This window comes from Paracoccus sp. FO-3, assembly GCF_006386455.1.
In the GTDB taxonomy this organism is placed as follows: Bacteria; Pseudomonadota; Alphaproteobacteria; order Rhodobacterales; family Rhodobacteraceae; genus Paracoccus; species Paracoccus versutus.
Genome location: NZ_VCBQ01000044.1, coordinates 12,765 through 34,100, shown reverse-complemented (window position 1 = coordinate 34,100; position 21,336 = coordinate 12,765). Strand labels below are relative to the sequence as shown.

Here is a 21,336-nt window from a genome sequence, read left to right as displayed (position 1 = left end):
ACCCCACCGGGAGAAACGGACATGACCACAGCCGAACTGACCGCCCGCCGCCTCGCCAATGCCGCGACCCTCGCCACCGCCTTTGCCGAGGGCCGATTCCGCAAGGTAACGGTGCAGGAAGCATGGGGCCTCGGATGGGACGCCGAGGCCGACGAGCCGGAGATTTTCACCAAAGGCGGGTTGCACGCGATCCTGAGCGCCGATCGTACCGAGATCCAGATGATGGCCGACGATGAAGGCGAATGCTGGACCATCCAGATCGCGAGCGGAGAGTTTTGCCCCGCTTGACCCTCCACCGGGACCAGAGATCCCGCCGAGGCAAATTGACTTGCGGGCTCATGCGTCCGGCTTGTGCGGCAGGCAGGTGCCCGCTGGAAACGCAGCGGCGTCGCTCCGGGCTACTTGTCTGGCTTTGGCGGCTCCGCAGATGGCAGCCGTTTGCCTTCCGCAGGCCGCTTAAGCAGGTCGGATGCTTCCATTTCCAGGACCGAGGCCAGGCGATCCACGACATCGATGCTGGCGCCGTAAACGCGGCGCTCCAGTGAGCTGATATAGGTTCGATCGATATCCGCCCGATGCGCGAGCTCTTCCTGCGACAAGCCTCTGGCTTGCCGCGCCGCCCGCAGATTGTGCGCGAATATCTCCCGAATCTTCATCACCAACAGATCGGTGACTTGATGAGCATTCAACCACGGAGTATTCTCTACAAATCGGATGCCGAGGTGTTTGCTCCGATGTGCAGGCATTCGGAGTTGCGCCCGGTGACTGTGCCTGATTAACGATGCGGAGCAGGATCCGTCGCGTGGAACACGGTTTGTTGTGGAACGTGGCCCGGCATGGAATAGTGCTGCTGCGGGAAAACATCGCGATCACCGCCCGGACGGGAGAGGGATGTGACGGAAAAAGACTATCTGGAGGATGTGCCGACCGGCCCGGAACTGACCGATTACGACCGCCGGCACCAGAAGCTCTATATGCGGCTGCACGATTCCGCTGACGACGGAGCGGACTGGCGCGAAGCCGTCCAGATCCTCTTCGGTCTCGATCCAGAGCGCGAGCCGGAACGGGCGCGCAGGATCTACGACAGCCATCTCGCCCGTGCGCGCTGGATGAAAAAAGACGGCTACAAGCTGCTGTTGCGCGACGGCCGCTGATCGCAAGTAGAAATCCGCCGATTTGCCTCTGCCGCACCCTTCCTTGCCCGGCAGGGGGTATTAGCGCAGACAAAAACTTCCAACCCTTGGCTGAACGCGCGAGAACTGGCTTCAACCTTGGGGTATGGATATGAAACCCGACCTGTCGAAGTGGCGATCCTCGCCGAGCTACGATTTCGTTGACGAAGTTGCAGCGCCCGATCTCGCCTGGGAATGGCTGCGGCGCAACGAGGACTATCAGCAGGACTATCGCGCCGTCGCGCGGCAAGAGGCAATGGATGCGCCGGGCATCCTTCGGTTCCGGAATCGCTGGGGGCTTACGTTTCCCGGTTCGGCCGGGACTGTCCTGCGTGGATACGCCGGTCTACTGGCTGCCGTCCTGCGAGACCGGCAGCCTGGTGCTGGATGCGCTACCCTCCGTTCTGCCTGCTGAGGGCAACCTGGTCGACCTTCTCGCGGTGAAGGATGTCAGGATAGCCGATGGCACATATTTCCGTTGCGACATCGGCGGCGGCCGGAGCCTGCATCTCTTGCGGCTGGCGGGCGTCGATGCGGATGCGCCGCTGGCCGTCGTCATTCCGCTCGACGCCGATGGGCTCGACCGGATCGAGGCCGCCACGCGCCTCCTCTGCTTTCTCATGCGGCGGAGCGTGCCGCCGGACCGGCGCTTGACCGAACGTCAGCGCCAACGGGCACGTCATATGCTGCAGGCCATCGACGGGCGCATGAGCGGGGCGAGCTATCGCGAGATTGCCGGCGCGATCTACGGTGCCGACCGGGTCAGCGCAGAGGCCTGGAAGACGTCCGCGCTGCGTGACGCGGTCATGGGCTTCGTCAGGGATGCCCGAGCCATGATCACGGGCGGTTATCGCCGCCTGCTGCGACGGCGACGGCGGAAGTAGCTGCCGGGGCTGTCGGGATGGTGGCCTTCCAATCCTTCGCGCAACGTCGCAAGGTCTGCCCCGGGCCAGATGCCCGCCTCAATTCCGCTTCCCGAGAACGATCATGACCAATACGCCGGATTTGCTACGACTGATCGCGACAGTCTTCGTCGCGGTGACCTGCGTGGTCATCGGGGATACGGCGGGCAAGCTGCTGACCAGCGGCGGCGTGGACCCTTTCATCGTGGCATGGTCGCGGTTCTTGCTGGCCGCGCTGATGCTGCTGCCCTTCAGCGGATTGACCCGGCAGGAACTGCCGGCCTTGCTGACCTGGCGCGTCCTGCTGAGGGCGGGGTTCATCGTCTGCGGGATATGCTGCATCCTGACGGCCCTGAAGACGGAACCGATCGCCAATGTCTTCGGAGCCTTCTTCGTCGGCCCGGTCGTGTCCTATGTCCTGGCGATCCTGTTCCTGGGTGAACGGCCATCGACGCAGAGAAGCCTCTTGCTGGCGATCGGCTTCGCCGGCGTGATGCTTGTCGTCAAGCCGGGTTTCGGCAGTTCCGTCGGCATGGCTTTCGCCCTGGCGGCGGGGACGTTCTACGGCGCCTATCTGGTCATGACCCGTACCCTGGCGGGAACATTCCGGCCGCGCTTCCTGCTGATCTCGCAACTGTTGATCGGCGCTGTCGTCTTGACGCCCTTCGGCCTGCAAGCCGATTTTCCCGCGCCGGACATGCTCCTGCTTGCGCTTCTTCTGGTCAGCGCCGTCGGCTCGGCCCTGGGCAACTTCCTGCTGGTCACGGCCAGCAGGAAGGCCGAGGCCAGCCTGATCGCGCCCCTGGTCTACAGCCAGTTGATTTCGGCCACGGCACTGGGGATCGTCGTCTTCGGCGATTGGCCCGATCTCGTATCACTGGCGGGGCTGGTGTTGATCGCGATCTCGGGGCTGGGCTCGCTGCTGGTTCACCAGCGTGCGGGTAGGGGGCGCCTATCGACCCCGCCTTGCCCGCGCACGCCGTGATGTCGCTGGACGTCTGGAACCGCCCGCATGGAACCTCGGTAATCCTGCGTCGTCGGAAGGACGCGCGGTCCCGCCGTCTTCCGCAGGCGCCTTTGCGCGATCAATCCGAAACAGTTCGGGCTTGAATGAACCCTCCGGCGGCAACGCCCTCCTCGTTGGGGCGGCTGGGCTTGCCGCTGCCTGTCAGGATTCGAACAGCCGCATGCCGGCATGGCTGGCGGCGCCGCGGTCGAAGGTCACGGTTTCGCTGCAGCCCGCCAGCCGCCCGCCATGCGCGATCAGCGCATCCGCGAAATCCGCCTTGGTGGCGCGATAGGTGGCCAGCGCCAGATAACCGGCCTCCGTGTGCTCCACGATCAACTCGCGCGACCGCAGCAGCACCTCCACGGCATCGGCGATGGCCTCGCGCGTCATCCGATAGGCACGCGTCAGCACCCAGACGGTTTCCACCAGCACCACCTGCGAAACGAAGCCGGGCTCTTCCGGCGTAAAGCCCTCGACGATCTCCGTGGCGATGGCCGCCTGTGCGGCGTCGTCCTGCGCCAGATAGCGCACCAGCACATTGGTATCGATGCCGATCATGCGCCGGTCGCTTCGCCCAGGATCGCCGCCTGCATGTCCTCGAGGCTCACCGGCTTGTCGGGCCGCGGCACGATGCCCTTCAGCGCGCGGATCGAATGCGAGGCGGGCACGACCGCGTAATGGCCGTCGTCCATGCGCACGAAATCCACCCGGTCGCCGGGCGTCAGGCCCATGTCGAGGCGGACCTTCTGCGGGATGGTGATCTGGCCCTTCGAGGTGATGGTCGCCGTCGGCATCGGAGCGGTCCTTTCTGTCGGTAAGGATACAAGTAAGGATGACATAGCATCACGTCAAGCTTCGTGGTCTGGGAGTCAGCCAGGGGGGTGAGAATTAGTCACCCCCAACTTCGCACTCCCTGCGGCCGTTTCTTCTTCGTCACCCTGTCCTCCATACGCCGCTGCCCGCCAGCGGCCCCGCGAACCGCACGGAGGCCCGACGATGAAGCCCGATCTTACCGACCTGCCGCCGCGCTTCCTGCGCACACCGGAAGCCGCGTATTTCCTCGGCCTCTCCGGCCGGACGTTGGAAAAACACCGCAGCTTCGGCACCGGCCCGGTCTTCCACAAGCTCGGCGGCCGCGTGGTCTATGCCGTCGACGACCTGCAGGCCTGGGCCGAGCGCGGCGCCGTCACCTCGACCTCCGATCCGCGCGGCACGGTGCTGCCCGCCAAGCGCCATGCCGTGGCGCCGCCGGCCCATGCCGGCCGCTACCGGCGCTGAGGGGGCAGCGATGAGAACGTCCCGCCGCACCCGTCTTTCCGGCGAGCGCCGCCGCCTCAGCCCCTTCGTGGTGACGGGCACGGGCGGCGAGGTCCGCCCGCGCGATCAGCGCGATCTGATGGAACGTCCGTTCTTCTCGCTCGCAAAGACCAAGCGCCTGACGCCCATTCACTATGAATCCGGCGGTGTCCAGGTCCATGTCCAGGGCTTTCCCGAGCACGGCATGGCGACCATCTGGGATGCCGACGTGCTGATCTGGGCCGCCAGCCAGATCGTCGATGCCGAGAACGCCGGGCTGCAAACCTCGCGCTTCCTGCGTTTCACCCCCTACCAGCTCCTGACCGCCATCGGCCGCCAGACCGGCGCGCGCGACTATCGCCTGCTGAAAGGCACGTTGGCGCGGCTGCAGTCGACGGTGATCCGGACCACGATCCGGCATGGCGAGCACTGGCGCCGACACCAATTCTCCTGGATCGGCGAGTGGGAAGAGATGACGACAGCCGGGGGCCGGGTCGAGGGCATGGAATTCGTGCTGCCCGAGTGGTTCTATCGCGGCGTGCTCGACCGCTCGCTGGTGCTGACCATCGACCCGGCCTATTTCCGGCTCAAGGGCGGCATCGAGCGCTGGCTCTACCGCGTGGCCCGCAAGCATGCCGGCCGTCAGCCGCAGGGCTGGTGCTTCGATATCCTGCATCTGCATGCGAAGTCGGGCAGTCTGGCCAAGCCCGCCGATTTTGCCTGCGACATTCGCCGCATCGCTGCCCGCCAGTCTCTGCCCGGATACCGGCTGCGGATCGAGCGCGTCGATCACGTCGAGATGCTGCGGATCCTTCCTGCGAGTTATCCACAGTCGCCTGTGGATAACTCGGTGAGCGGTATCGGGACTTCGGGCGTCGAAACTGTGGGCGGTATCGGGACTTCAGGCGTGCCGATATCGGGACTTCGGGCGTGCCAGGGGCAGTCAAGCCTTTGGTCCGACGAACGGAATCCGGCCCGTAACTTATCTAACTTAAAAGACTCTAACATGGTAGGGGCGCGCCGGGCGGTGGATAACCCCCGCTCGGGCGCCGATACGGCCCCTCATTCTCGGACCCGGCGCGGGTCGGAAGGGGACGGAGAATGACCCCGCTCGCGCATCCGCCGTCGTGCCCAGGAGCATGCATCCGCTTTTCACGACGATACCACGATCCGCTGCGAGCACCTACGATATCCTCCGCCCCGATGCGCTTGTCTGCCGATCGGATGTCGCGGTGGCCGTCATGACGGACAGGATCGTTCCATTCGGTGAAAATGGCCTTGAGACCGCAGAGAACCCCACCCTCACCCTTGTTGACCTGATCTGGCAAGAGAAGCGGGTCGAGCACTGGCTGCGCTTCGGACGACCCAGCTCCGAACACCGGATCGACAGCCAGCGCCGGACCCTCGGCTTCGCGCCCGGCAGCATATTCGCGCTGGTGCGCTGGGCGGGCAACGAGTACGGCACCGTGGTCTCGCGTCTCGACATCCTGCGGGCCGTCGGGCCGCGCGAGCCGTTCCAGACGCTGCCCTGCGTCCGTCCGGGCGCCGAGATCCTGCTGCGGATCAGCGGCTGGCCGAAGGTCGAGCGGGTGCTGCAGGCGGTGGATGCCGTCGAGGCGCTGGGCATCGATCCCAGCACCGTCTCGCCCGAGCACTGGCGGCATGTCCACAACCGCATTGCGGCGGGAGAGCCGTTCCGCACCTACACCAGGGCCCAGCATGCCGCATGGCTGAAGCGCCGGAAGGTGGGCGTATGAGCGCCCGTCGCACCCACCTTTCCCTGCCGTTGCGCGTACTCGACCTGTTCAGCGGCGCCGCGGGCGGCTGGTCGCTCGGCCTGCATCGGGCGGGCTTCGTCACCATTGCCGCCTGCGAGATCGTCGAATGGCGGCGCATCCTCTATTCGGAGAACTTCCCGCATGTCAGACTCTACGCGGATGTCCGCGACCTCACGGCAGCTCGACTTGTTTCCGACCTCGGCTGCCTTCCCGAGATCATCGTCGGATCGCCGCCCTGCCAGGACATCAGCAGCGCCAACACGAAGGGTAAGGGGATCGAGGGCGAACGCTCGGGCCTCTACCTCGAGGCCGTGCGGCTGGTCGGAGAGTGCCGCCCTCGCTGGTTCGCTTTTGAGAACAGCGCTAACCTCCGAACTCGCGGCGCCGACCGGCTGCTCGATGAGCTGGAAGCGCTCGGCTACGCCTGCTGGCCATGCGTGGTGGGTGCTGCGGATATCGGCGCCAACCATGTCCGCAAGCGGTCCTGGCTCATCGGCTGCGATCCCGAACAGCTTGCCCACGCCCGTGTCGCAATTCCAGCAGGGTGGCATGCGGATGGAAGGCGGATCGGGGGCGCGGAAGGCGATGAAGGACTCGGGTCTCTCCGACCTGTTCCGCAACCGTCCGCTGCCGACGCCGATGGCTTCGGACGGGATGAAGGACGGGGCCGGCGGCGGCGCGGGATCGACATATCCGCTGCGGATGATCTTCGCCACGCCAAGGAAGTCGGATGCGGACCGGGGAGGTCGGGGCGATGTTCTGAGCCAGCTTCAGGGCCACGACAGCCGCCATGCGGGGATGCTGCATGCCCCCGAGATCCTGCCCACCCCGACGAAGCGGGACCGCCGCATGGACGGCTGGAGCCCGGCCTACGACCGCCGCAAATCGCCGACGATGGACGCGGTGATGGCCAGAGCGATGGATGGTGCGATGACGGACCGGGCGCCGGACAAATGGGCCGGGGCACGGGCGCTGGCGGCGATCTTGCGGAGCCATGGCCTGACTGGAACGGCGGCATTGCCCATCACCTACGGCTGGATGCAGGGCTTTCCGCCTGGATGGCTCGCACGCGCATTGCGCTCGGCAGTAGACGCGGGACGTCTGCGGCCAGCCTGATCGTCGAGGCCTTCGGCGATGCGGTGGTGCCGCAGATCCCCGAGGCCATCGGTCGGGCCATTCTGCGCACCGAAGCCGCGCTGAACGCGGTCCTCGGCGGCGCGTCGCCGTACGACATGCCCGCTAACGACAGCCCGTCCACGAGCACAGTAGCGGGGGATGCCGCGACCGACGGCGATGCTACTGGCAGCGCAACGACCGATGATCCTGCGGATCACGGGGGCGCATCATGACCAGTTGGAAACGCGCCGCCTATCTTGCCGCAACCGGACTCGCCGTGCTGGTGACCGGGGCTGTTTCCGTCACCGAGATCGCGCCGCGGCTGATCTGGAACGCCTCGGCCAGCGTGCCGCTCGGGCTCTATGTCCTGCGGCCCGTCGGTAACCCGTCCGTCGGCGATTTGGTCGCGGTCGATCCGCCAGAGCCACTGGCCCGGTTCGTCACGGCGCGCGGCTATGTCGGCCCCGGCGTGCCGCTGCTGAAGCGCGTCGCCGCGCTGCCGGGGCAGAAGGTTTGTCGTGTCGGCAGCGCTGTCACTGTCGACGGCGTCGCGACCGCCACCGCGCTCGCCCGCGACAGCCGAAGCCGCGATCTGCCGGTTTGGCGTGGCTGCCGGGTGATTGGCGGCGACGAGATCTTCCTGCTGAATCCGGGGGTCCGCGACAGTCTCGACGGCCGCTACTTCGGATCGCTTCCAGCCGCGGCCGTCATCGGCCGCGCGATCCCGCTCTGGACCGATGCGGCGGGCGACGGCCGCTTCCGCCGGCCAGCAACTGGGGCCGAAACGGCCCCTGATCCCACCAGCAACCACCAACCCACGGAGAGATAACATGCCACAGATCGGAGAATTCACCCGCACGCAATCGGGCTACGAGGGCCGCGTCCGCACCGTCACGCTCGACCTCGCACTGGTCTTCGTGCCGACCCACAATGCCGATGTCGAGAAGGCGCCGGATTACCGGATCCATCTCGACGGCGAGGACGGCCCGGAGATCGGCGCCGGCTGGACCCATAGCGGCGAAAAGGCCGGGACCTATATCTCGGTGGCCCTCGACGATCCAGTCCTCGCACAGCCGATCCGCGCCCGGCTGTTCCAATCCGACGAGCAGGGCCGGAACTGGGGCCTGCACTGGTCGCGCCCGAGAAAACGCGACGAGCGGGATTGAGCCATGCCGTTCTCGGTTCCTCATCGTGCCGGCGGGCGGGCTTGCGCCGCCCGTCGCATCGCCGTCCTTCTTCTTTCCGGCCTGACCCTCGCCGCCGTCCCGGCTGCCGGCCCGCTGGCGCAGACCACGCCGCCGGTCGTGCAGGAAAGCCGCGATCCCTTTGCGGCCCATGTCGCGGAAGCCTCGCTGCGCTTCGGCATCCCGCCCGGCTGGATCCGCGCCGTGCGCCATGTCGAAAGCCGCGGCGATCCGCAGGCCGTCTCGTCGAAAGGCGCCATGGGCCTGATGCAAATCATGCCGGAGACATGGGCGGCGCTGCGCGCCCGCCATGCTCTCGGCAGCGATCCGTTCGACCCCCGCGACAACATCCTCGCCGGCGCCGCCTATCTGCGCGAGATGCATGACCGCTACGGCAATGTCGCCGCCATGTTGGCGGCCTACAATGCCGGTCCGGGGCGCTACGACGAATATCTGGTCTCGGACCGGACCTTACCGGCCGAGACCCGCGCCTATGTCGCCATGCTGGCGCCGCTTGGCGGCGACCCGCTGCCCGGCACCGGTTTCGCCGCCGCGCCGCCAACCGACTGGCACGAGGCCCCGCTATTCGCCGGCAGCATGATCGACGGCCCGGATGCGGAACGACCCCAGCCCGGCGGTCTGTTCGTGCGCCGGTCCGCTGCAGAACCAGTGCTGTCCGATGGTGCATTGGCTGCCGATCCGGAACCGCCTGCTGGCCCGTCCGACACCGCTTCAGACGCCGTCGCACCGCAATCCGATGCGCTGTTCGTTCGCCGCTCCGATGCGGGATCCGTGCAATGAAAAAACATTCCAAACATCACGCCACCTGCACAGTCAGGAGCCCGCAGCCATGAAGATCGCTTATGCCGACCCGCCCTATATCGGCTGCGCGCATCTCTACCGCGACCGTCCCGATTACGCCGGCGAGGTCGATCACGCGGCGCTGATCGAACGGCTGGAACGGGACTACGACGGCTGGATCCTGCACGCCGCCGCGACGCCGCACTCCTTCGCCGTTCTTGCACCGCTGGTCGAGTCGGCGGGCGCCCGGTGGATGGCCTGGGTGAAGGGTTTCGCCGCCTTCAAGCGCAACGTGCCGGTCGCCTGGGCCTGGGAGCCGGTGATCGTCAAACCCGCCCGCAAGCCCGTGGTCAGCAAGCGGCTGGTGCTGCGTGACTGGATCCAGGAAAGCATCACCCTGCGCCGCGGTTTGACCGGCGCCAAGCCGGAAGCCGTCTGTCATTGGTGCTTCGAGATGGTCGCCGCGCGGCCTGAGGACAGGCTCGACGACCTGTTTCCCGGCACTGGCGCCGTCACCGCGGCGTGGCAATCATGGCAGCGGAAATTCACCCTGCCTGACGATCCGCTGCCCGATTTTCCTCAACCGGATAGCGCCCGCCGAGGGCGATCCCGCCCGGGAGGCCCGTCATGAGCCCCAATCGCAGAAATCGCACTGCAGCGTACAACAGCGAAGGAACGGGCGGCGCGGCCTTTGGGGCCACGCCGCCCTTGGGGCTATGGCAAGGTAAAAGCCCCGGCCCGTCAAAGACCTACGCCATTGACATGGCGGGTCTTTTTCGAGGCCGGTCGGACGGCGGCGGTGCCGCGTTTTTGGGGTTTTCACGCGATTTCAACGGTGTTTTTGGCACTGTTGCGCGGATCGCGGGGCAGGGAGGGCTGTCATGAGCAGCGACGACCGCGAATTCCGCATCCGTCCGGGCCGGCCGCGCTCGACCCGGGCACCGCGCAGCGGCAGCTTCGTCAATCAGGTGTTGCGCGCGGCGCGGAAGGCGGGGCCGGTCCGAAAGGCGGGACCGGACGGGGGCTCGTCGTCCTCGGGACGACCCGTCCGCACCGGCCACTCGACCTTCGGGCGCGGGCGGGCGAGCTTCGGCCGCTCGCGGCTGTTCTCGCCGCAGCGCCGGGTGGTGGTGAAGGCGCGTGTGGTCCGGCACAAGGGGCGATCCTTCCGCTCCGCCCCGATGACGGCCCATCTCGCCTATCTCAAGCGCGAGGGCGTCCGCCGCGACGACAGCGACGGGCTGATGTTCGATGCCACCTCCGACGATGCCGACGATTCCGGTTTCGCGGAACGCTGCCAGGACGACCGGCATCATTTCCGTTTCATTGTCTCGCCCGAGGATGCGTCCGACATGACCGATCTGCGCGCCTTCACCCGCGATCTGGTGAAACAGATGCAGGCCGATCTCGGCACGAAGCTGGACTGGATCGCCGCCGATCACTGGAACACCGACAATCCGCATGTGCATCTGCTGGTCCGCGGCGCGGACGAGACCGGCAAGGATCTGGTCATCTCGCGCGACTATATCGGCTACGGCTTGCGCTCCCGCGCCGAGGATCTGGTCTCCCTCGAACTCGGCCCCAGGCAGGAGCACGAGATCCGCTTCGCCCTGGAACGCGAGGTGACGGCGGAACGTTGGACCCGGCTCGATGCCACGATCCGGCGCCAGGCCGACGAGATGGGATTCATCGACCTGCGCCCCGACGCCCCGATCCGGGGCGAACCCACCGGGCGCAGTCCCGAACCGCGGCGGTTGATGATCGGGCGGCTGCAACATCTGGAGAAGATGGGGCTCGCCACATCGGCCGGTCCCGGCGAATGGATGCTGGGGCTGGAGGTGGAGCGCACCCTGCGCGACCTGGGTCGGCGTGGCGACATCGTCAGCCGGATGCATCGGGCCTTCGCCGGGCGGGGCGAGGAACGGGGCGTTCTCGATTTTGTCACCGACAGCGGCCGGGACGGCCCGCCCGTCATCGGGAGGCTGGTCGATCTCGGGCTGCATGACGAGTTGACCGGCGAGGCCTATGCGGTGGTCGACGGTGTCGACGGCCGCGCCCATCATATCCGCCTGCGCGGGATCGAGGCCTTCGACCAGGCCCCGCCGCTCGGCGGCATCGTCGAGTTGCGCCGCTTCGGCGGGCCGGAGGATCCGAACCCGACGCTGTGGCTCGCCCATCGTTCCGATCTGGATCTGCAAAGCCAGATCGCCGCGCCGGGCGCCACCTGGCTCGATCACCGTCTGGTCGAGCGCCGGCCGATGCCGCTGGCCATGGGCGGTTTCGGCAAGGAGGTGCGCGAGGCGATGGATGCCCGCGCCGAGCATCTGGTCGGGGAAGGCCTCGCCCGGCGCGAGGGTGGGCGCATCCTGGTGCGGCGCCATCTGCTCGCCACCCTGCGCCGCCGCGAACTCGATGCGGTCGGTGCCGAGCTCGCCCGGAAAACCGGGCTGCGGCATGTGCAAGCCAGAGCTGGCGACAATGTCGCCGGCACCTGTGGCCGGCAGCTGTCCCTCTCGTCGGGCCGCTTCGCCGTCATCGACGACGGTCTGAGCTTCCAGCTGGTGCCCTGGTCGCGCGACCTCGAAGGCCAGATCGGCCGGCATGTCTCCGGCGTGGCGAAACCGGGCGACGGCATCGACTGGTCGCTGGGGTGCAGGCGCGACCTCGGGCTGTAACGCAAGAACCCTTGTTGAAAGGAGGTGTTTCCATGTTCGGCACGAAGATCCTCTGGGGCCAGATCAGCGTGGTCTTCCTGATCGTGCTGATCTTCGTCTGGTCCGGCACGCAATGGACGGCCTGGCGGCTCGGCTTCCAACCCCAGCTCGGGCCGCCCTGGTTCGAGGTCTGGGGCATTCCGGTCTATTACCCGCCGGCCCTGTTCTGGTGGTGGTATTTCTACGACGCCTATGCCCCGCGCATTTTTGTCGAGGGCGGTATCATCGCCGCCTCGGGCGGGTTCCTCGCCATCGGCATCGCCATCCTGATGTCGGTTTATCGGGCCCGCGAGGCTGCCGATGTCGACACCTATGGCTCGGCGCGCTGGGCTGGCCGCGCCGAGATCGAACGAGCAGAGCTGCTCGGTCTCGATGGGGTGGTGCTGGGCCGCTACGATCAGGGCTACCTGCGCCATGACGGGCCGGAGCATGTGCTCTGCTTCGCGCCGACCCGATCCGGCAAGGGCGTCGGGCTGGTGGTGCCGACGCTGCTGACCTGGCCCGGCTCGGCCATCGTCCATGACATCAAGGGCGAGAACTGGCAGCTGACCGCCGGGTTCAGGGCCAGGCATGGCCGGGTGCTGCTCTTCGATCCTACCAATGCGGCCTCGGCTGCCTACAATCCCTTGCTGGAGGTCCGCCGCGGCGAATGGGAGGTGCGCGACGTCCAGAACATCGCCGATATCCTGGTCGATCCCGAGGGCTCGCTGGAAAAGCGCAACCATTGGGAAAAGACCAGCCACGCGCTGCTGGTCGGCGTCATCCTGCATGTGCTCTATGCCGAGGAGGACAAGACCCTTGCGCGCGTCGCGGCCTTCCTCTCCGATCCGCGCCGCTCGATCGAGGCCACCCTGGCGGCGATGATGAAGACCCCGCATCTGGGCGAGGCCGGACCGCACCCGGTCATCGCCAGCGCCGCACGGGAACTGCTGAACAAATCCGAGAACGAACGCTCCGGCGTGCTGAGCACGGCGATGTCCTTCCTCGGCCTTTATCGCGACCCGGTCGTGGCGGCCGTGACATCGCATTGTTACTGGCGCATCGCCGATCTGATCGCGGGCGAGATGCCCTCGACGCTCTATCTGGTGGTGCCGCCCTCCGACATCTCGCGCACCAAGCCGCTGATCCGGCTGGTGCTGAACCAGATCGGCCGCAGGCTGACCGAGGATCTGCATGCGAAGGACCGCGGGCACCGGGTGCTGATGCTGCTCGACGAATTCCCGGCGCTGGGGCGGCTGGACTTCTTCGAATCCGCCCTGGCCTTCATGGCCGGCTATGGGCTGAAGGCTTTCCTGATCGCGCAGTCGCTGAACCAGATCGAGAAGGCCTATGGCCCGAACAACGCGATCCTCGACAACTGCCATGTCCGGGTCAGCTTCGCCACCAACGACGAGAGGACCGCGAAGCGGGTCTCGGACGCGCTCGGCACCGCCACCGAGATGAAGGCGATGAAGAACTATGCCGGCCATCGCCTCGCGCCCTGGCTCGGCCATATCATGGTCTCGCGCTCCGAGACCGCCCGGCCGCTGCTCACACCGGGCGAGGTGATGCAGCTGCCGCCGGAGGACGAGATCGTCATGGTCGCGGGCACTCCGCCGATCCGGGCCCGGAAGGCGCGCTACTATGCCGATCCGCGCTTCAGGGAGCGGATGCTGGCCCCGCCCGATCCGCGCGAGGTTGCTCCATCACCGCGACCAGACGACTGGACCGGGCTGAAGCCGCCGAAGCAGGCGGCGGATCGGGCAGGGGCCGGTGAAACGTCCAAGGCAAAACGCCAGGACAAGGCCAATTCCGGCCTGCGCCGCGAGCCGGAACTGCCCGAGCATGTCGAGATCGTCCACGAACGGAAGGAACCGTCGCCGGAGGACGAGTTCAGGCAGCTGCTCGGTGACGATCAGGCGGATGCCGCGCGCCAGCGCCAGGCGCTGCGCCGCAAGATGGCTGGTGTCGCCCGGCAGGCCTCGATGGATCCCGGCGACGATATTCCCATGTAAGGAGTCAAAAAACATGCGCCAACGACTGAACGTCTATTTCCCGCCCGCACTGCTGCGGCAGATCTCGGATCTCGCCGACAGCAGGAAGGTCTCGCGCTCGGCCATCGTCGAGGCCGCCGTCGCTTCCTTTCTCTCGCCCGACGATGCCGACCGGCGCGAGGCGGCCTTTACCCGCCGGCTCGACCGCATGTCGCGCCAGATCATGCGGCTCGAACGCGATGTCGGCCTCTGCGCCGAAACCCTGGCGCTCTTCGTCCGCTTCTGGCTGACCGTCACGCCGCCGGTCCCGGCCGAGGGCTACGCCGCCGCCCAGGCCAAGGGCCGCGAACGCTTCGAGGGCTTCGTCGAGACCCTCGGCCGCAGGCTGCAATCCGGCGAGAGCTTTCTCAAGGAGATACCGGAGGATGTCGCGGGGGCGGGGGATGAGCCGGCCAAACTCGACCCTGCCGAAGGGGCCGTATGACAACACTTTCTGTTCCGGCGGGGCGGTAGCCAGGACCGTTAAATGGCGAGGATTCTTATTCGAGGATCATTGCATCAAGAGCGGGAGCGTGTCGTTTCATCTCGAACACCCACCATGGCGGGCTCGCCGCTTCCCGCCAACACAGGCCTTTGTTTTGCGGGGAATTATTGCCATTGGGGATGGTTAAGGCGCGAGACGTTCCGCTAGCCTATCAATTTTCCCCTCATCGCCCGGCTCCATCGGGAGGACCTGGATAAGCACGTCCGTGAACCCCTCCTCGTGGAGGGCATAGATCCTATGCCGGCCGTCCATGACGTCGAAATCGTCCCCGCCCCTGAGACTCAGTTCCGTCGGCGTGACCTGGCCGCTAGTCCGGATGATGTTTTTCCAATGGGAAAGCTTTCCCGGTTTGAAGTCCGCATACTGACCAAGCCTTGCCTCCTTCGAAAGGGTCCAGCGATATGGATCCTCCCTCATCTTCTCGTCGATCTTTGCGATCGACGCCCAGAAGGTCTTCGCAGCCGGAAACTCAGCTTCGGTCCAGTGCGGGTATCGCGGCATCTGCTCCCCTTGAGAAAACGAACGTGGTCGGACAGCGTATGGTACGCCAGCCGGAGCGCAACCCTTGATTTCTTCCGCAGGCCCCTAACCTCCGAGAGGCTAGCAACGGTCAAATCCACGGGTAACAACTTACTGCCACAAGCACTCTCCCACGCCTCGCACTCCAGGGTTCCGGTTCGCCGGCTCATCCGAGGTATCGGCAAGGTCGCTTTTTCCCTCATTCGTGCGACCGCTAAAGGCTTTTCCCAGCGGCCCTCACGGGAGTTCCTTAGGTCAGAAAACTGACGGAAATATTCGGCATTTGACGAAAATGGCGGCCCGATACGGCTTCCGGGTTCATCTCGCCTCCTCCCATGGATTGATGACGGTGATGCCGGCAGCCAGGAACGGCGCGGTATCGCGCGTCGCGACGGTCAACTCGACGGCGGCGGCGATTGCGGCGATGAAGCCGTCCGCCTGGCCGATGATCGTTCCCCTGCCGCGCGCCTGCGCCATCAGGCTTGCGTAGCATTCCGAGGCTGCGAGACCGAAGGGCAGGATGCGGTCCTCGAACAGCGGCAGGATCTCTTTCTCGAAACGGGAATGCAGGCGGGCCTTGCGCTTGCCGTCGGGAAGCACAGCAATGCCGAACCGGATCTCGGCCACGGTGATGGCCGAAAGGTGCAGAGTCTCGATCGCCTGCTCATCGATCCAGCGGACGACTCCGGCATCCGGCGCGTCCCGCATCGGTTCGGAGACCACATTCGTGTCGAGCAGGATCATTCGTCGAAATCGATCGGTCGGGCAGGGGTCCGGTCACGCCGGATCGCAGTCTCGAACAGGGCGTGCTCTTCCTTGCTCATCCGCGCTTCGCGGCCGATCTCGGCCAGCAGCGACCCCAGCCGGACGCGGTTCTGCGGTCGCGCTGCCTGTTCGAGGATGTCGCGCACTTCGGCCTCGGTACTGCGCCCATGCTGCGCCGCGCGCATCTTCAGCGCCCGATGCGTCTCGGCGGACAGATTGCGGATGGTGATGGCGGGCATGGCGATTGCGACTCCCGGAAACTGACATCATTGATATCGTCACTGAAAAAATGATGTCAAGGTTAGTGGCTGGTGATGCTGATCATACCGGAGTTGATTCGTCAGCCTGCCGCCACCTGCGCTGGTTTTCCCGAAAGGGCAAAACCGCCGTTTCCCTGTCTTTCTACGCCAGACTACGACGGCAGCTGAATAGCTGTTGCACTCTCTCGTTTTGAGGCTCTTTTAGTCGACCCCATCCGGGGCTTTCCTCTCGCCGCCCCGGTGGAACGGGGGACGGGATGGCAGGTTCGGACCACATCGAGGCAAGTGTGGAGCGCGGCGCCCGCATGCTCCGCACCGCGCTCGGGCCTGCCATCTCCGCCCTCTTGCGGGATCCCGATATCGTCGAGGTGATGCTGAACCCCGACGGGCGGCTCTGGATCGACCGGCTTTCCGAGGGTCTGAACGACACCGGCGAACGGCTGTCCCCTGCCGACGGCGAGCGGATCATCCGACTGGTCGCGCATCATGTCGGCGCCGAGGTCCATGCCCGGTCCCCACGCGTCTCGGCGGAACTGCCCGAGACAGGGGAACGCTTCGAAGGCCTGTTGCCGCCGGTGGTCGCCGCGCCGGCCTTCGCGATCCGCAAGCCCGCCGTGGCCGTGTTCACGCTCGACGACTATGTCACCGCCGGGATCATGAGCCGGATGCAGGCCGAGGCGCTGCGGCTTGGCGTTGTGACCCGCGCCAATATCCTCGTCGCCGGCGGCACCTCCACCGGCAAGACCACGCTGACGAATGCGCTGCTGGCCGAGGTGGTGAAGACGCTGGACCGCGTCGTCATCATCGAGGATACCCGCGAGCTGCAATGCGCCGCGCCGAATTTGGTGGCGATGCGCACAAAGGACGGCGTCGCGACGCTTTCCGATCTGGTCCGCTCATCGCTGCGATTGCGGCCCGACCGCATCCCGATCGGCGAGGTGCGCGGCGCCGAGGCGCTGGATCTGCTCAAGGCCTGGGGCACCGGCCATCCCGGCGGGATCGGCACCATCCATGCCGGATCGGGCATCGGAGCCCTGCGCCGCCTCGAACAGCTGATCCAGGAGGCCGTGGTCACCGTGCCACGGGCGCTGATCGCCGAGACCGTGGATCTGATCGCCGTTCTGGCCGGACGCGGCAGCAATCGCCGTCTCACCGAACTGGTCCGGGTCGAGGGCCTTCGGCCGGACGGCGAATACCGCATCGCACCCGTGATTCCCGACACCGAGACCGACACCCATCAAAACATCGGAGATTCTCCATGATCCGACCTGCATTGAAGCTTCCCCGCCGTATCGCGGCATCCGCCAGCTTCGCCTATGTCAGCCTTGTATTGGCGCCCGCCGCCCATGCCGCCGGTTCCTCGATGCCCTGGGAGGCGCCGCTGCAATCCATCCTCGATTCCGTCGAGGGACCGGTGGCCAAGATCGTGGCGGTGATCATCATTATCGTCACCGGCCTGACGCTGGCATTCGGCGATACCGGCGGCGGCTTTCGCCGGCTGATCCAGATCGTCTTCGGCATCTCCATCGCCTTCGCGGCCAGTTCGTTCTTCCTCAGTTTCTTCAGCTTCGGCGGCGGGGCCTTGGTCTGATGACGCAGGGCTTCGAGCAGCTTTCCGACGTACCGGGCTTTTCCGTCCCGGTGCATCGCGCCCTGACCGAGCCGATCCTGCTCGGCGGCGCGCCGAGAAGCATCGCCATCCTGAACGGCACCCTGGCCGGCGCCGTAGGTCTCGGCCTCCAGCTCTGGCTGGCCGGCATCCTGATCTGGGCGGTCGGTCACATCGCCGCCGTCTGGGCGGCGAAGCGCGACCCGCTCTTCGTCGAGGTTGGGCGCCGCCACCTGCGTCTCCCCGGCCATCTCTCGGTCTGACGGAGGTATGCGATGATGAATCTCGCCGAGTATCGCCGCACCGCTTCCCGCCTCGCCGACTTCCTGCCTTGGGCGGCGCTGGTCGCGCCGGGCGTGGTGCTGAACAAGGACGGTTCGTTCCAGCGCACGGCGAAATTCCGCGGCCCCGATCTGGATTCCGCCGTGGCCGCCGAACTGGTCGCGGTGGCGGGGCGGCTGAACAACGCCTTCCGCCGCCTCGGCTCGGGCTGGGCCATCTTCGTCGAGGCGCAGCGGTCCGAAGCCGCCACCTATCCCGACAGCCGCTTCCCCGATGCCGCCTCGGCGCTGGTCGATGCCGAGCGCAAGGCCGATTTCGAGCAGGAAGGCAGCCATTTCGTCTCGGACTATTTTCTCACCCTGCTCTGGCTGCCGCCGGCCGAAGAGGCGGCCCGCGCGGAAAGCTGGCTCTACGAGGGCCGCGAGACATCTGGGGTGAATCCCTGGGAACTGCTGCGCGGTTTCATCGACCGCAGCGACCGGGTGCTGGCGCTGCTCGACGGCTTCATGCCGGAATGCCGCTGGCTCGACGATCCAGAGACGCTGACCTATCTGCATTCCACCATCTCCACCAACCGGCAGCGCCTGCGCGTGCCGGAAGTGCCGATGCATCTCGACGCCCTGCTCGCCGACCAGCCGCTGACCGGCGGGCTGGAGCCGCGGCTCGGCGAGCAGCATCTGCGGGTGCTGACCATCACCGGCTTTCCGACCGCGACGACGCCCGGCATTCTCGACGAGCTGAACCGCATCGCCTTTCCGTACCGCTGGTCGACCCGCGCCATCCTTATCGACAAGACCGATGCGACGAAACTGCTGACGAAGATCCGGCGGCAATGGTTCGCCAAGCGCAAGAGCATCGCCGCGATCCTGAAGGAGGTGATGACCAGCGAGCCCGCGGCCCTGGTCGATACCGATGCCGCCAACAAGGCCACCGACGCCGACATGGCCTTGCAGGAACTCGGCGCGGATGTGGCCGGCATGGGTTATGTCACCGCGACGATCACCGTCTGGGACGCGGACGCCAGCATCGCCGACGAGAAGCTGCGGCTGGTCGAGAAACTGGTGCAGGGCCACGACTTCACCGCGATGATCGAGACTGTGAACTCGGTGGACGCCTGGCTCGGCTCGCTACCGGGACATGCCTATGCCAATGTGCGCCAGCCGCCGATCAGCACTTTGAATCTCGCCCATATGGTGCCGTTGAGCGCCGTTTGGGCCGGCGAGGGGTCGGACGAGCATTTCGATGCACCCCCTTTGCTCTTTGGAAAGACCGAAGGCGCGACGCCGTTCCGCTTCTCGCTGCATGTCGGCGATGTCGGCCATACCCTCGTGGTCGGTCCGACCGGGGCGGGCAAGTCGGTGCTCTTGGCGCTGATGGCGCTGCAGTTCCGCCGCTACGAAAGATCGCAGATCTTTGCCTTCGATTTCGGCGGCTCGATCCGGGCGGCGGCGCTGGCCATGGGCGGCGACTGGCATGATCTCGGCGGCGGGTTGTCCGAGGATGCGGAGAATTCCGTCGCCCTGCAGCCGCTGGCCCGCATCGACGATGCGGCCGAACGGGCATGGGCGGCGGACTGGATTTCCGCCATCCTAATGCGCGAAGGCATCGCCATCACCCCAGAGGTGAAGGAGCATCTCTGGACAGCGCTGACCTCGCTGGCCTCGGCGCCGGTCGGAGAACGCACCATCACCGGCCTCGCGGTGCTGCTGCAATCCAACGATCTGAAGCAGGCGCTGCGCCCTTATTGCATCGGCGGTCCTTGGGGCCGGCTGCTCGACGCCGAGAGCGAGCATCTGGGCGCGGCCTCGGTGCAGGCCTTCGAGATCGAGGGCCTGGTCGGCACCGGCGCCGCGCCGGCGGTTCTGTCCTATCTCTTTCACCGCATCGGCGACCGGCTGGACGGGCGACCCACGTTGCTGATCATCGACGAGGGCTGGCTGGCGCTGGACGACGAGGGGTTTTCCGGCCAGCTGCGCGAATGGCTGAAGACGCTCAGGAAGAAGAACGCCTCGGTCGTCTTCGCCACGCAGTCGCTGTCGGATATCGACAATTCCGCCATCGCCCCGGCGATCATCGAGAGCTGCCCGACCCGGCTGCTGCTGCCCAACGAGCGTGCCGTTGAGCCGCAGATCACCGCGATCTATCGCCGCTTCGGCCTCAACGACCGCCAGATCGAGATCCTGGCGCGGGCGACGCCCAAGCGGGATTATTATTGCCAGTCCCGGCGTGGCAACCGGCTGTTCGAGCTGGGCCTCAGCGAAGTCGGTCTCGCGCTCTGCGCCGCATCCGCCAAATCCGATCAAACGCTGATCGGTCAGGTCCTCGCCGAACATGGACGTGACGGCTTCCTCTCCGCCTGGCTCCGGGCGCGCGGCGTAGACTGGGCGGCCGAGCTGATCCCGGACCTCGCCAATCTGGCGCCGGAAGCCACCGGCATGCCTGTATCTGAACCGATCAGTTCAGAAACGGCACGCACTGATCACGGGGCGGGACCGGACGATGCCGGGTTCACCGACGCGGAGACAGGACCTGCCGGTGACGCGGTCGCGCCCGGCGACGCCAAGGCAGCATCCACCCTCGCAGAGGCAGGACCAGAAACAAGCACAGATAAGGAGACCGCGCCATGACGCGCAGACCATCCATGATCACCCGTTCCGTCAGCACCACGGCACTGGTCCTTGCGCTGGCGGCACCGCTGGCGCTGGCCCCGGTCCTGACTCCGCCAGCCCAAGCCTTCTTCGGCGGCTTCGGTCGCATTGTCTACGACCCGACCAACCATACCGAGAACCTGCTGACCGCGGCGCGCACGCTGGAGCAGATCAACAACCAGATCGCCTCGCTGCAGAACGAGGCGCGGATGCTGATCAACCAGGCCCGCGATCTCGCCAGCCTGCCGCATAGCTCGCTGCAGCAGCTGCAACAAAATGTCACCCGCACCCAGCAACTGCTGGACGAGGCCCAGAACATCGCCTTCGAGGTGCAAAAGGTCGACCAGGCGTTCGAGCAGGAATACGGCACGCCCGATCTCTCGATGTCCGAACAACAACTCCTGGCCGATGCCCGGACCCGCTGGAGCAACACCATGGGCGGGTTGCAGGACGCCATGCGCGTCCAGGCCGGCGTCACCAACAACATCGAGGCGCAGCGGGCCGAGATGGCGACGCTGGTCGAACAGAGCCAGGGTGCCACCGGTGCCTTGCAGGCCAGCCAGGCCGGCAACCAGCTGCTGGCCCTGCAATCGCAGCAGCTTTCCGATCTCACCGCGCTCCTCGCCGCCACCGGCCGCGCCGAGGCGCTCGCCGAGGCTGAGCGCGCGGCGGCCACCGAACAGGGCCGCATCCAGCGCGAACGCTTCCTGACGCCCGGCATCGGCTACCAGCCCGGCAATGCCCGGATATTCAACAACTGAAGC

Annotated in this window: 28 protein-coding genes; 22 read left to right on the top strand and 6 right to left on the bottom strand. The window is 66.5% G+C overall.

Going from position 1 to position 21,336, the window contains the following annotated elements:
* The first annotated feature begins 21 nt into the window (after nucleotides 1-21).
* Nucleotides 22-288: a hypothetical protein gene (locus FE811_RS13775; protein ID WP_028714421.1), complete on the top strand. Its 267-nt coding sequence runs from the start codon at nucleotides 22-24 to the stop codon at nucleotides 286-288.
* A 110-nt stretch (nucleotides 289-398) separates the two neighbouring features.
* On the opposite strand, the gene FE811_RS13770 is transcribed toward FE811_RS13775, so the two are convergent.
* Nucleotides 399-656, bottom strand: a complete 258-nt coding sequence (locus tag FE811_RS13770) for a helix-turn-helix domain-containing protein (RefSeq protein ID WP_017998424.1) — start codon at nucleotides 654-656, stop codon at nucleotides 399-401.
* A gap of 318 nt (nucleotides 657-974) precedes the next feature.
* On the opposite strand from FE811_RS13770, the gene FE811_RS13765 reads away from it, so the two are divergent.
* From FE811_RS13765 to FE811_RS13750, 4 genes are all read left to right on the top strand, one after another.
* Nucleotides 975-1,154: a DUF2285 domain-containing protein gene (locus FE811_RS13765; protein WP_240540383.1), complete on the top strand. Its 180-nt coding sequence runs from the start codon at nucleotides 975-977 to the stop codon at nucleotides 1,152-1,154.
* Between the two features lie 124 nt (nucleotides 1,155-1,278).
* Entirely contained in the window at nucleotides 1,279-1,587 is a 309-nt protein-coding gene (locus FE811_RS27910; RefSeq protein ID WP_333484224.1) for a transcriptional regulator domain-containing protein, read from the top strand.
* Nucleotides 1,505-2,056, top strand: coding sequence for a DUF2285 domain-containing protein (locus FE811_RS13755; RefSeq protein ID WP_244295257.1), 552 nt, complete (start codon nucleotides 1,505-1,507; stop codon nucleotides 2,054-2,056). The genes FE811_RS27910 and FE811_RS13755 overlap by 83 nt, the downstream gene beginning before the upstream one ends.
* A 103-nt stretch (nucleotides 2,057-2,159) precedes the next feature.
* Nucleotides 2,160-3,059 (top strand): DMT family transporter, encoded by a 900-nt coding sequence (locus FE811_RS13750; protein ID WP_072462949.1) that lies wholly within the window; start codon nucleotides 2,160-2,162, stop codon nucleotides 3,057-3,059.
* 183 nt (nucleotides 3,060-3,242) lie between these two features.
* Here FE811_RS13750 and FE811_RS13745 read toward each other — a convergent pair whose 3' ends face one another.
* Nucleotides 3,243-3,641: a PIN domain-containing protein gene (locus FE811_RS13745; RefSeq protein WP_072462948.1), complete on the bottom strand. Its 399-nt coding sequence runs from the start codon at nucleotides 3,639-3,641 to the stop codon at nucleotides 3,243-3,245.
* Nucleotides 3,638-3,877, bottom strand: coding sequence for an AbrB/MazE/SpoVT family DNA-binding domain-containing protein (locus tag FE811_RS13740; RefSeq protein WP_017998419.1), 240 nt, complete (start codon nucleotides 3,875-3,877; stop codon nucleotides 3,638-3,640). Before FE811_RS13740 ends, FE811_RS13745 begins: the two co-directional genes overlap by 4 nt.
* 202 nt (nucleotides 3,878-4,079) lie before the next feature.
* Between FE811_RS13740 and FE811_RS13735 the strand changes: the two genes are divergently transcribed.
* The 12 genes from FE811_RS13735 (at nucleotide 4,080) to FE811_RS13680 (ending at nucleotide 14,429) form a co-directional block, all read left to right on the top strand.
* On the top strand, nucleotides 4,080-4,361 hold the full coding sequence (locus FE811_RS13735; RefSeq protein ID WP_011749445.1) for an AlpA family transcriptional regulator: 282 nt from the start codon (nucleotides 4,080-4,082) through the stop codon (nucleotides 4,359-4,361).
* A gap of 10 nt (nucleotides 4,362-4,371) precedes the next feature.
* Nucleotides 4,372-5,484: a replication initiator protein A gene (locus FE811_RS13730; protein ID WP_036714532.1), complete on the top strand. Its 1,113-nt coding sequence runs from the start codon at nucleotides 4,372-4,374 to the stop codon at nucleotides 5,482-5,484.
* Nucleotides 5,485-5,620: 136 nt separating this feature from the next.
* A complete protein-coding gene (locus FE811_RS13725) occupies nucleotides 5,621-6,136 on the top strand; it encodes a DUF2840 domain-containing protein (protein ID WP_017998417.1) in 516 nt (171 codons plus the stop codon).
* Nucleotides 6,133-7,506, top strand: coding sequence for a DNA cytosine methyltransferase (locus FE811_RS13720; protein WP_072462947.1), 1,374 nt, complete (start codon nucleotides 6,133-6,135; stop codon nucleotides 7,504-7,506). Before FE811_RS13725 ends, FE811_RS13720 begins: the two co-directional genes overlap by 4 nt.
* Nucleotides 7,503-8,102 carry a S26 family signal peptidase gene (locus FE811_RS13715; RefSeq protein ID WP_072462946.1) on the top strand — a complete coding sequence of 200 codons (600 nt, stop codon included), beginning with the start codon at nucleotides 7,503-7,505 and terminating at the stop codon, nucleotides 8,100-8,102. Before FE811_RS13720 ends, FE811_RS13715 begins: the two co-directional genes overlap by 4 nt.
* A gap of 1 nt (nucleotide 8,103) precedes the next feature.
* Nucleotides 8,104-8,439 carry a DUF736 domain-containing protein gene (locus FE811_RS13710; protein ID WP_072462945.1) on the top strand — a complete coding sequence of 112 codons (336 nt, stop codon included), beginning with the start codon at nucleotides 8,104-8,106 and terminating at the stop codon, nucleotides 8,437-8,439.
* 3 nt (nucleotides 8,440-8,442) lie between these two features.
* On the top strand, nucleotides 8,443-9,258 hold the full coding sequence (locus FE811_RS13705) for a lytic transglycosylase domain-containing protein (protein WP_072462944.1): 816 nt from the start codon (nucleotides 8,443-8,445) through the stop codon (nucleotides 9,256-9,258).
* Complete coding sequence (locus tag FE811_RS13700) at nucleotides 9,215-9,889, top strand: hypothetical protein (protein ID WP_255469735.1); 675 nt, start codon at nucleotides 9,215-9,217, stop codon at nucleotides 9,887-9,889. Before FE811_RS13705 ends, FE811_RS13700 begins: the two co-directional genes overlap by 44 nt.
* On the top strand, nucleotides 9,886-10,143 hold the full coding sequence (locus tag FE811_RS13695) for a hypothetical protein (RefSeq protein ID WP_139294029.1): 258 nt from the start codon (nucleotides 9,886-9,888) through the stop codon (nucleotides 10,141-10,143). Before FE811_RS13700 ends, FE811_RS13695 begins: the two co-directional genes overlap by 4 nt.
* Complete coding sequence (locus FE811_RS13690) at nucleotides 10,140-11,933, top strand: DUF3363 domain-containing protein (RefSeq protein ID WP_072462942.1); 1,794 nt, start codon at nucleotides 10,140-10,142, stop codon at nucleotides 11,931-11,933. The genes FE811_RS13695 and FE811_RS13690 overlap by 4 nt, the downstream gene beginning before the upstream one ends.
* A 32-nt stretch (nucleotides 11,934-11,965) precedes the next feature.
* Nucleotides 11,966-13,966 carry a conjugal transfer protein TraG gene (locus FE811_RS13685; RefSeq protein ID WP_072462941.1) on the top strand — a complete coding sequence of 667 codons (2,001 nt, stop codon included), beginning with the start codon at nucleotides 11,966-11,968 and terminating at the stop codon, nucleotides 13,964-13,966.
* A gap of 13 nt (nucleotides 13,967-13,979) precedes the next feature.
* Nucleotides 13,980-14,429 (top strand): CopG family transcriptional regulator, encoded by a 450-nt coding sequence (locus FE811_RS13680; protein ID WP_017998408.1) that lies wholly within the window; start codon nucleotides 13,980-13,982, stop codon nucleotides 14,427-14,429.
* Between the two features lie 183 nt (nucleotides 14,430-14,612).
* On the opposite strand, the gene FE811_RS13675 is transcribed toward FE811_RS13680, so the two are convergent.
* The 3 genes from FE811_RS13675 to FE811_RS13665 all read right to left on the bottom strand — a co-directional run bounded on the left by FE811_RS13675 (nucleotide 14,613) and on the right by FE811_RS13665 (nucleotide 16,012).
* Nucleotides 14,613-14,990, bottom strand: a complete 378-nt coding sequence (locus FE811_RS13675) for a hypothetical protein (protein WP_072462940.1) — start codon at nucleotides 14,988-14,990, stop codon at nucleotides 14,613-14,615.
* Between the two features lie 336 nt (nucleotides 14,991-15,326).
* Nucleotides 15,327-15,752: a type II toxin-antitoxin system VapC family toxin gene (locus FE811_RS13670; RefSeq protein ID WP_072462939.1), complete on the bottom strand. Its 426-nt coding sequence runs from the start codon at nucleotides 15,750-15,752 to the stop codon at nucleotides 15,327-15,329.
* Nucleotides 15,749-16,012 (bottom strand): plasmid stabilization protein, encoded by a 264-nt coding sequence (locus FE811_RS13665; RefSeq protein WP_072462938.1) that lies wholly within the window; start codon nucleotides 16,010-16,012, stop codon nucleotides 15,749-15,751. Before FE811_RS13665 ends, FE811_RS13670 begins: the two co-directional genes overlap by 4 nt.
* A 278-nt stretch (nucleotides 16,013-16,290) precedes the next feature.
* On the opposite strand from FE811_RS13665, the gene trbB reads away from it, so the two are divergent.
* The 5 genes from trbB to trbJ are packed head-to-tail and all read left to right on the top strand — an operon-like array spanning nucleotide 16,291 to nucleotide 21,333.
* Complete coding sequence (trbB, locus tag FE811_RS13660) at nucleotides 16,291-17,295, top strand: P-type conjugative transfer ATPase TrbB (RefSeq protein ID WP_072462937.1); 1,005 nt, start codon at nucleotides 16,291-16,293, stop codon at nucleotides 17,293-17,295.
* The gene (locus FE811_RS13655) at nucleotides 17,292-17,624 is read left to right on the top strand and encodes a TrbC/VirB2 family protein (protein WP_072462936.1); all 333 of its coding nucleotides are present in this window, start codon (nucleotides 17,292-17,294) and stop codon (nucleotides 17,622-17,624) included. The genes trbB and FE811_RS13655 overlap by 4 nt, the downstream gene beginning before the upstream one ends.
* A complete protein-coding gene (locus FE811_RS13650) occupies nucleotides 17,624-17,905 on the top strand; it encodes a VirB3 family type IV secretion system protein (RefSeq protein ID WP_072462935.1) in 282 nt (93 codons plus the stop codon). Before FE811_RS13655 ends, FE811_RS13650 begins: the two co-directional genes overlap by 1 nt.
* A gap of 12 nt (nucleotides 17,906-17,917) precedes the next feature.
* Entirely contained in the window at nucleotides 17,918-20,551 is a 2,634-nt protein-coding gene (gene trbE, locus FE811_RS13645; protein WP_072462934.1) for a conjugal transfer protein TrbE, read from the top strand.
* Nucleotides 20,548-21,333, top strand: coding sequence for a P-type conjugative transfer protein TrbJ (trbJ, locus tag FE811_RS13640; protein ID WP_072462933.1), 786 nt, complete (start codon nucleotides 20,548-20,550; stop codon nucleotides 21,331-21,333). The genes trbE and trbJ overlap by 4 nt, the downstream gene beginning before the upstream one ends.
* Nucleotides 21,334-21,336: the final 3 nt, after the last annotated feature.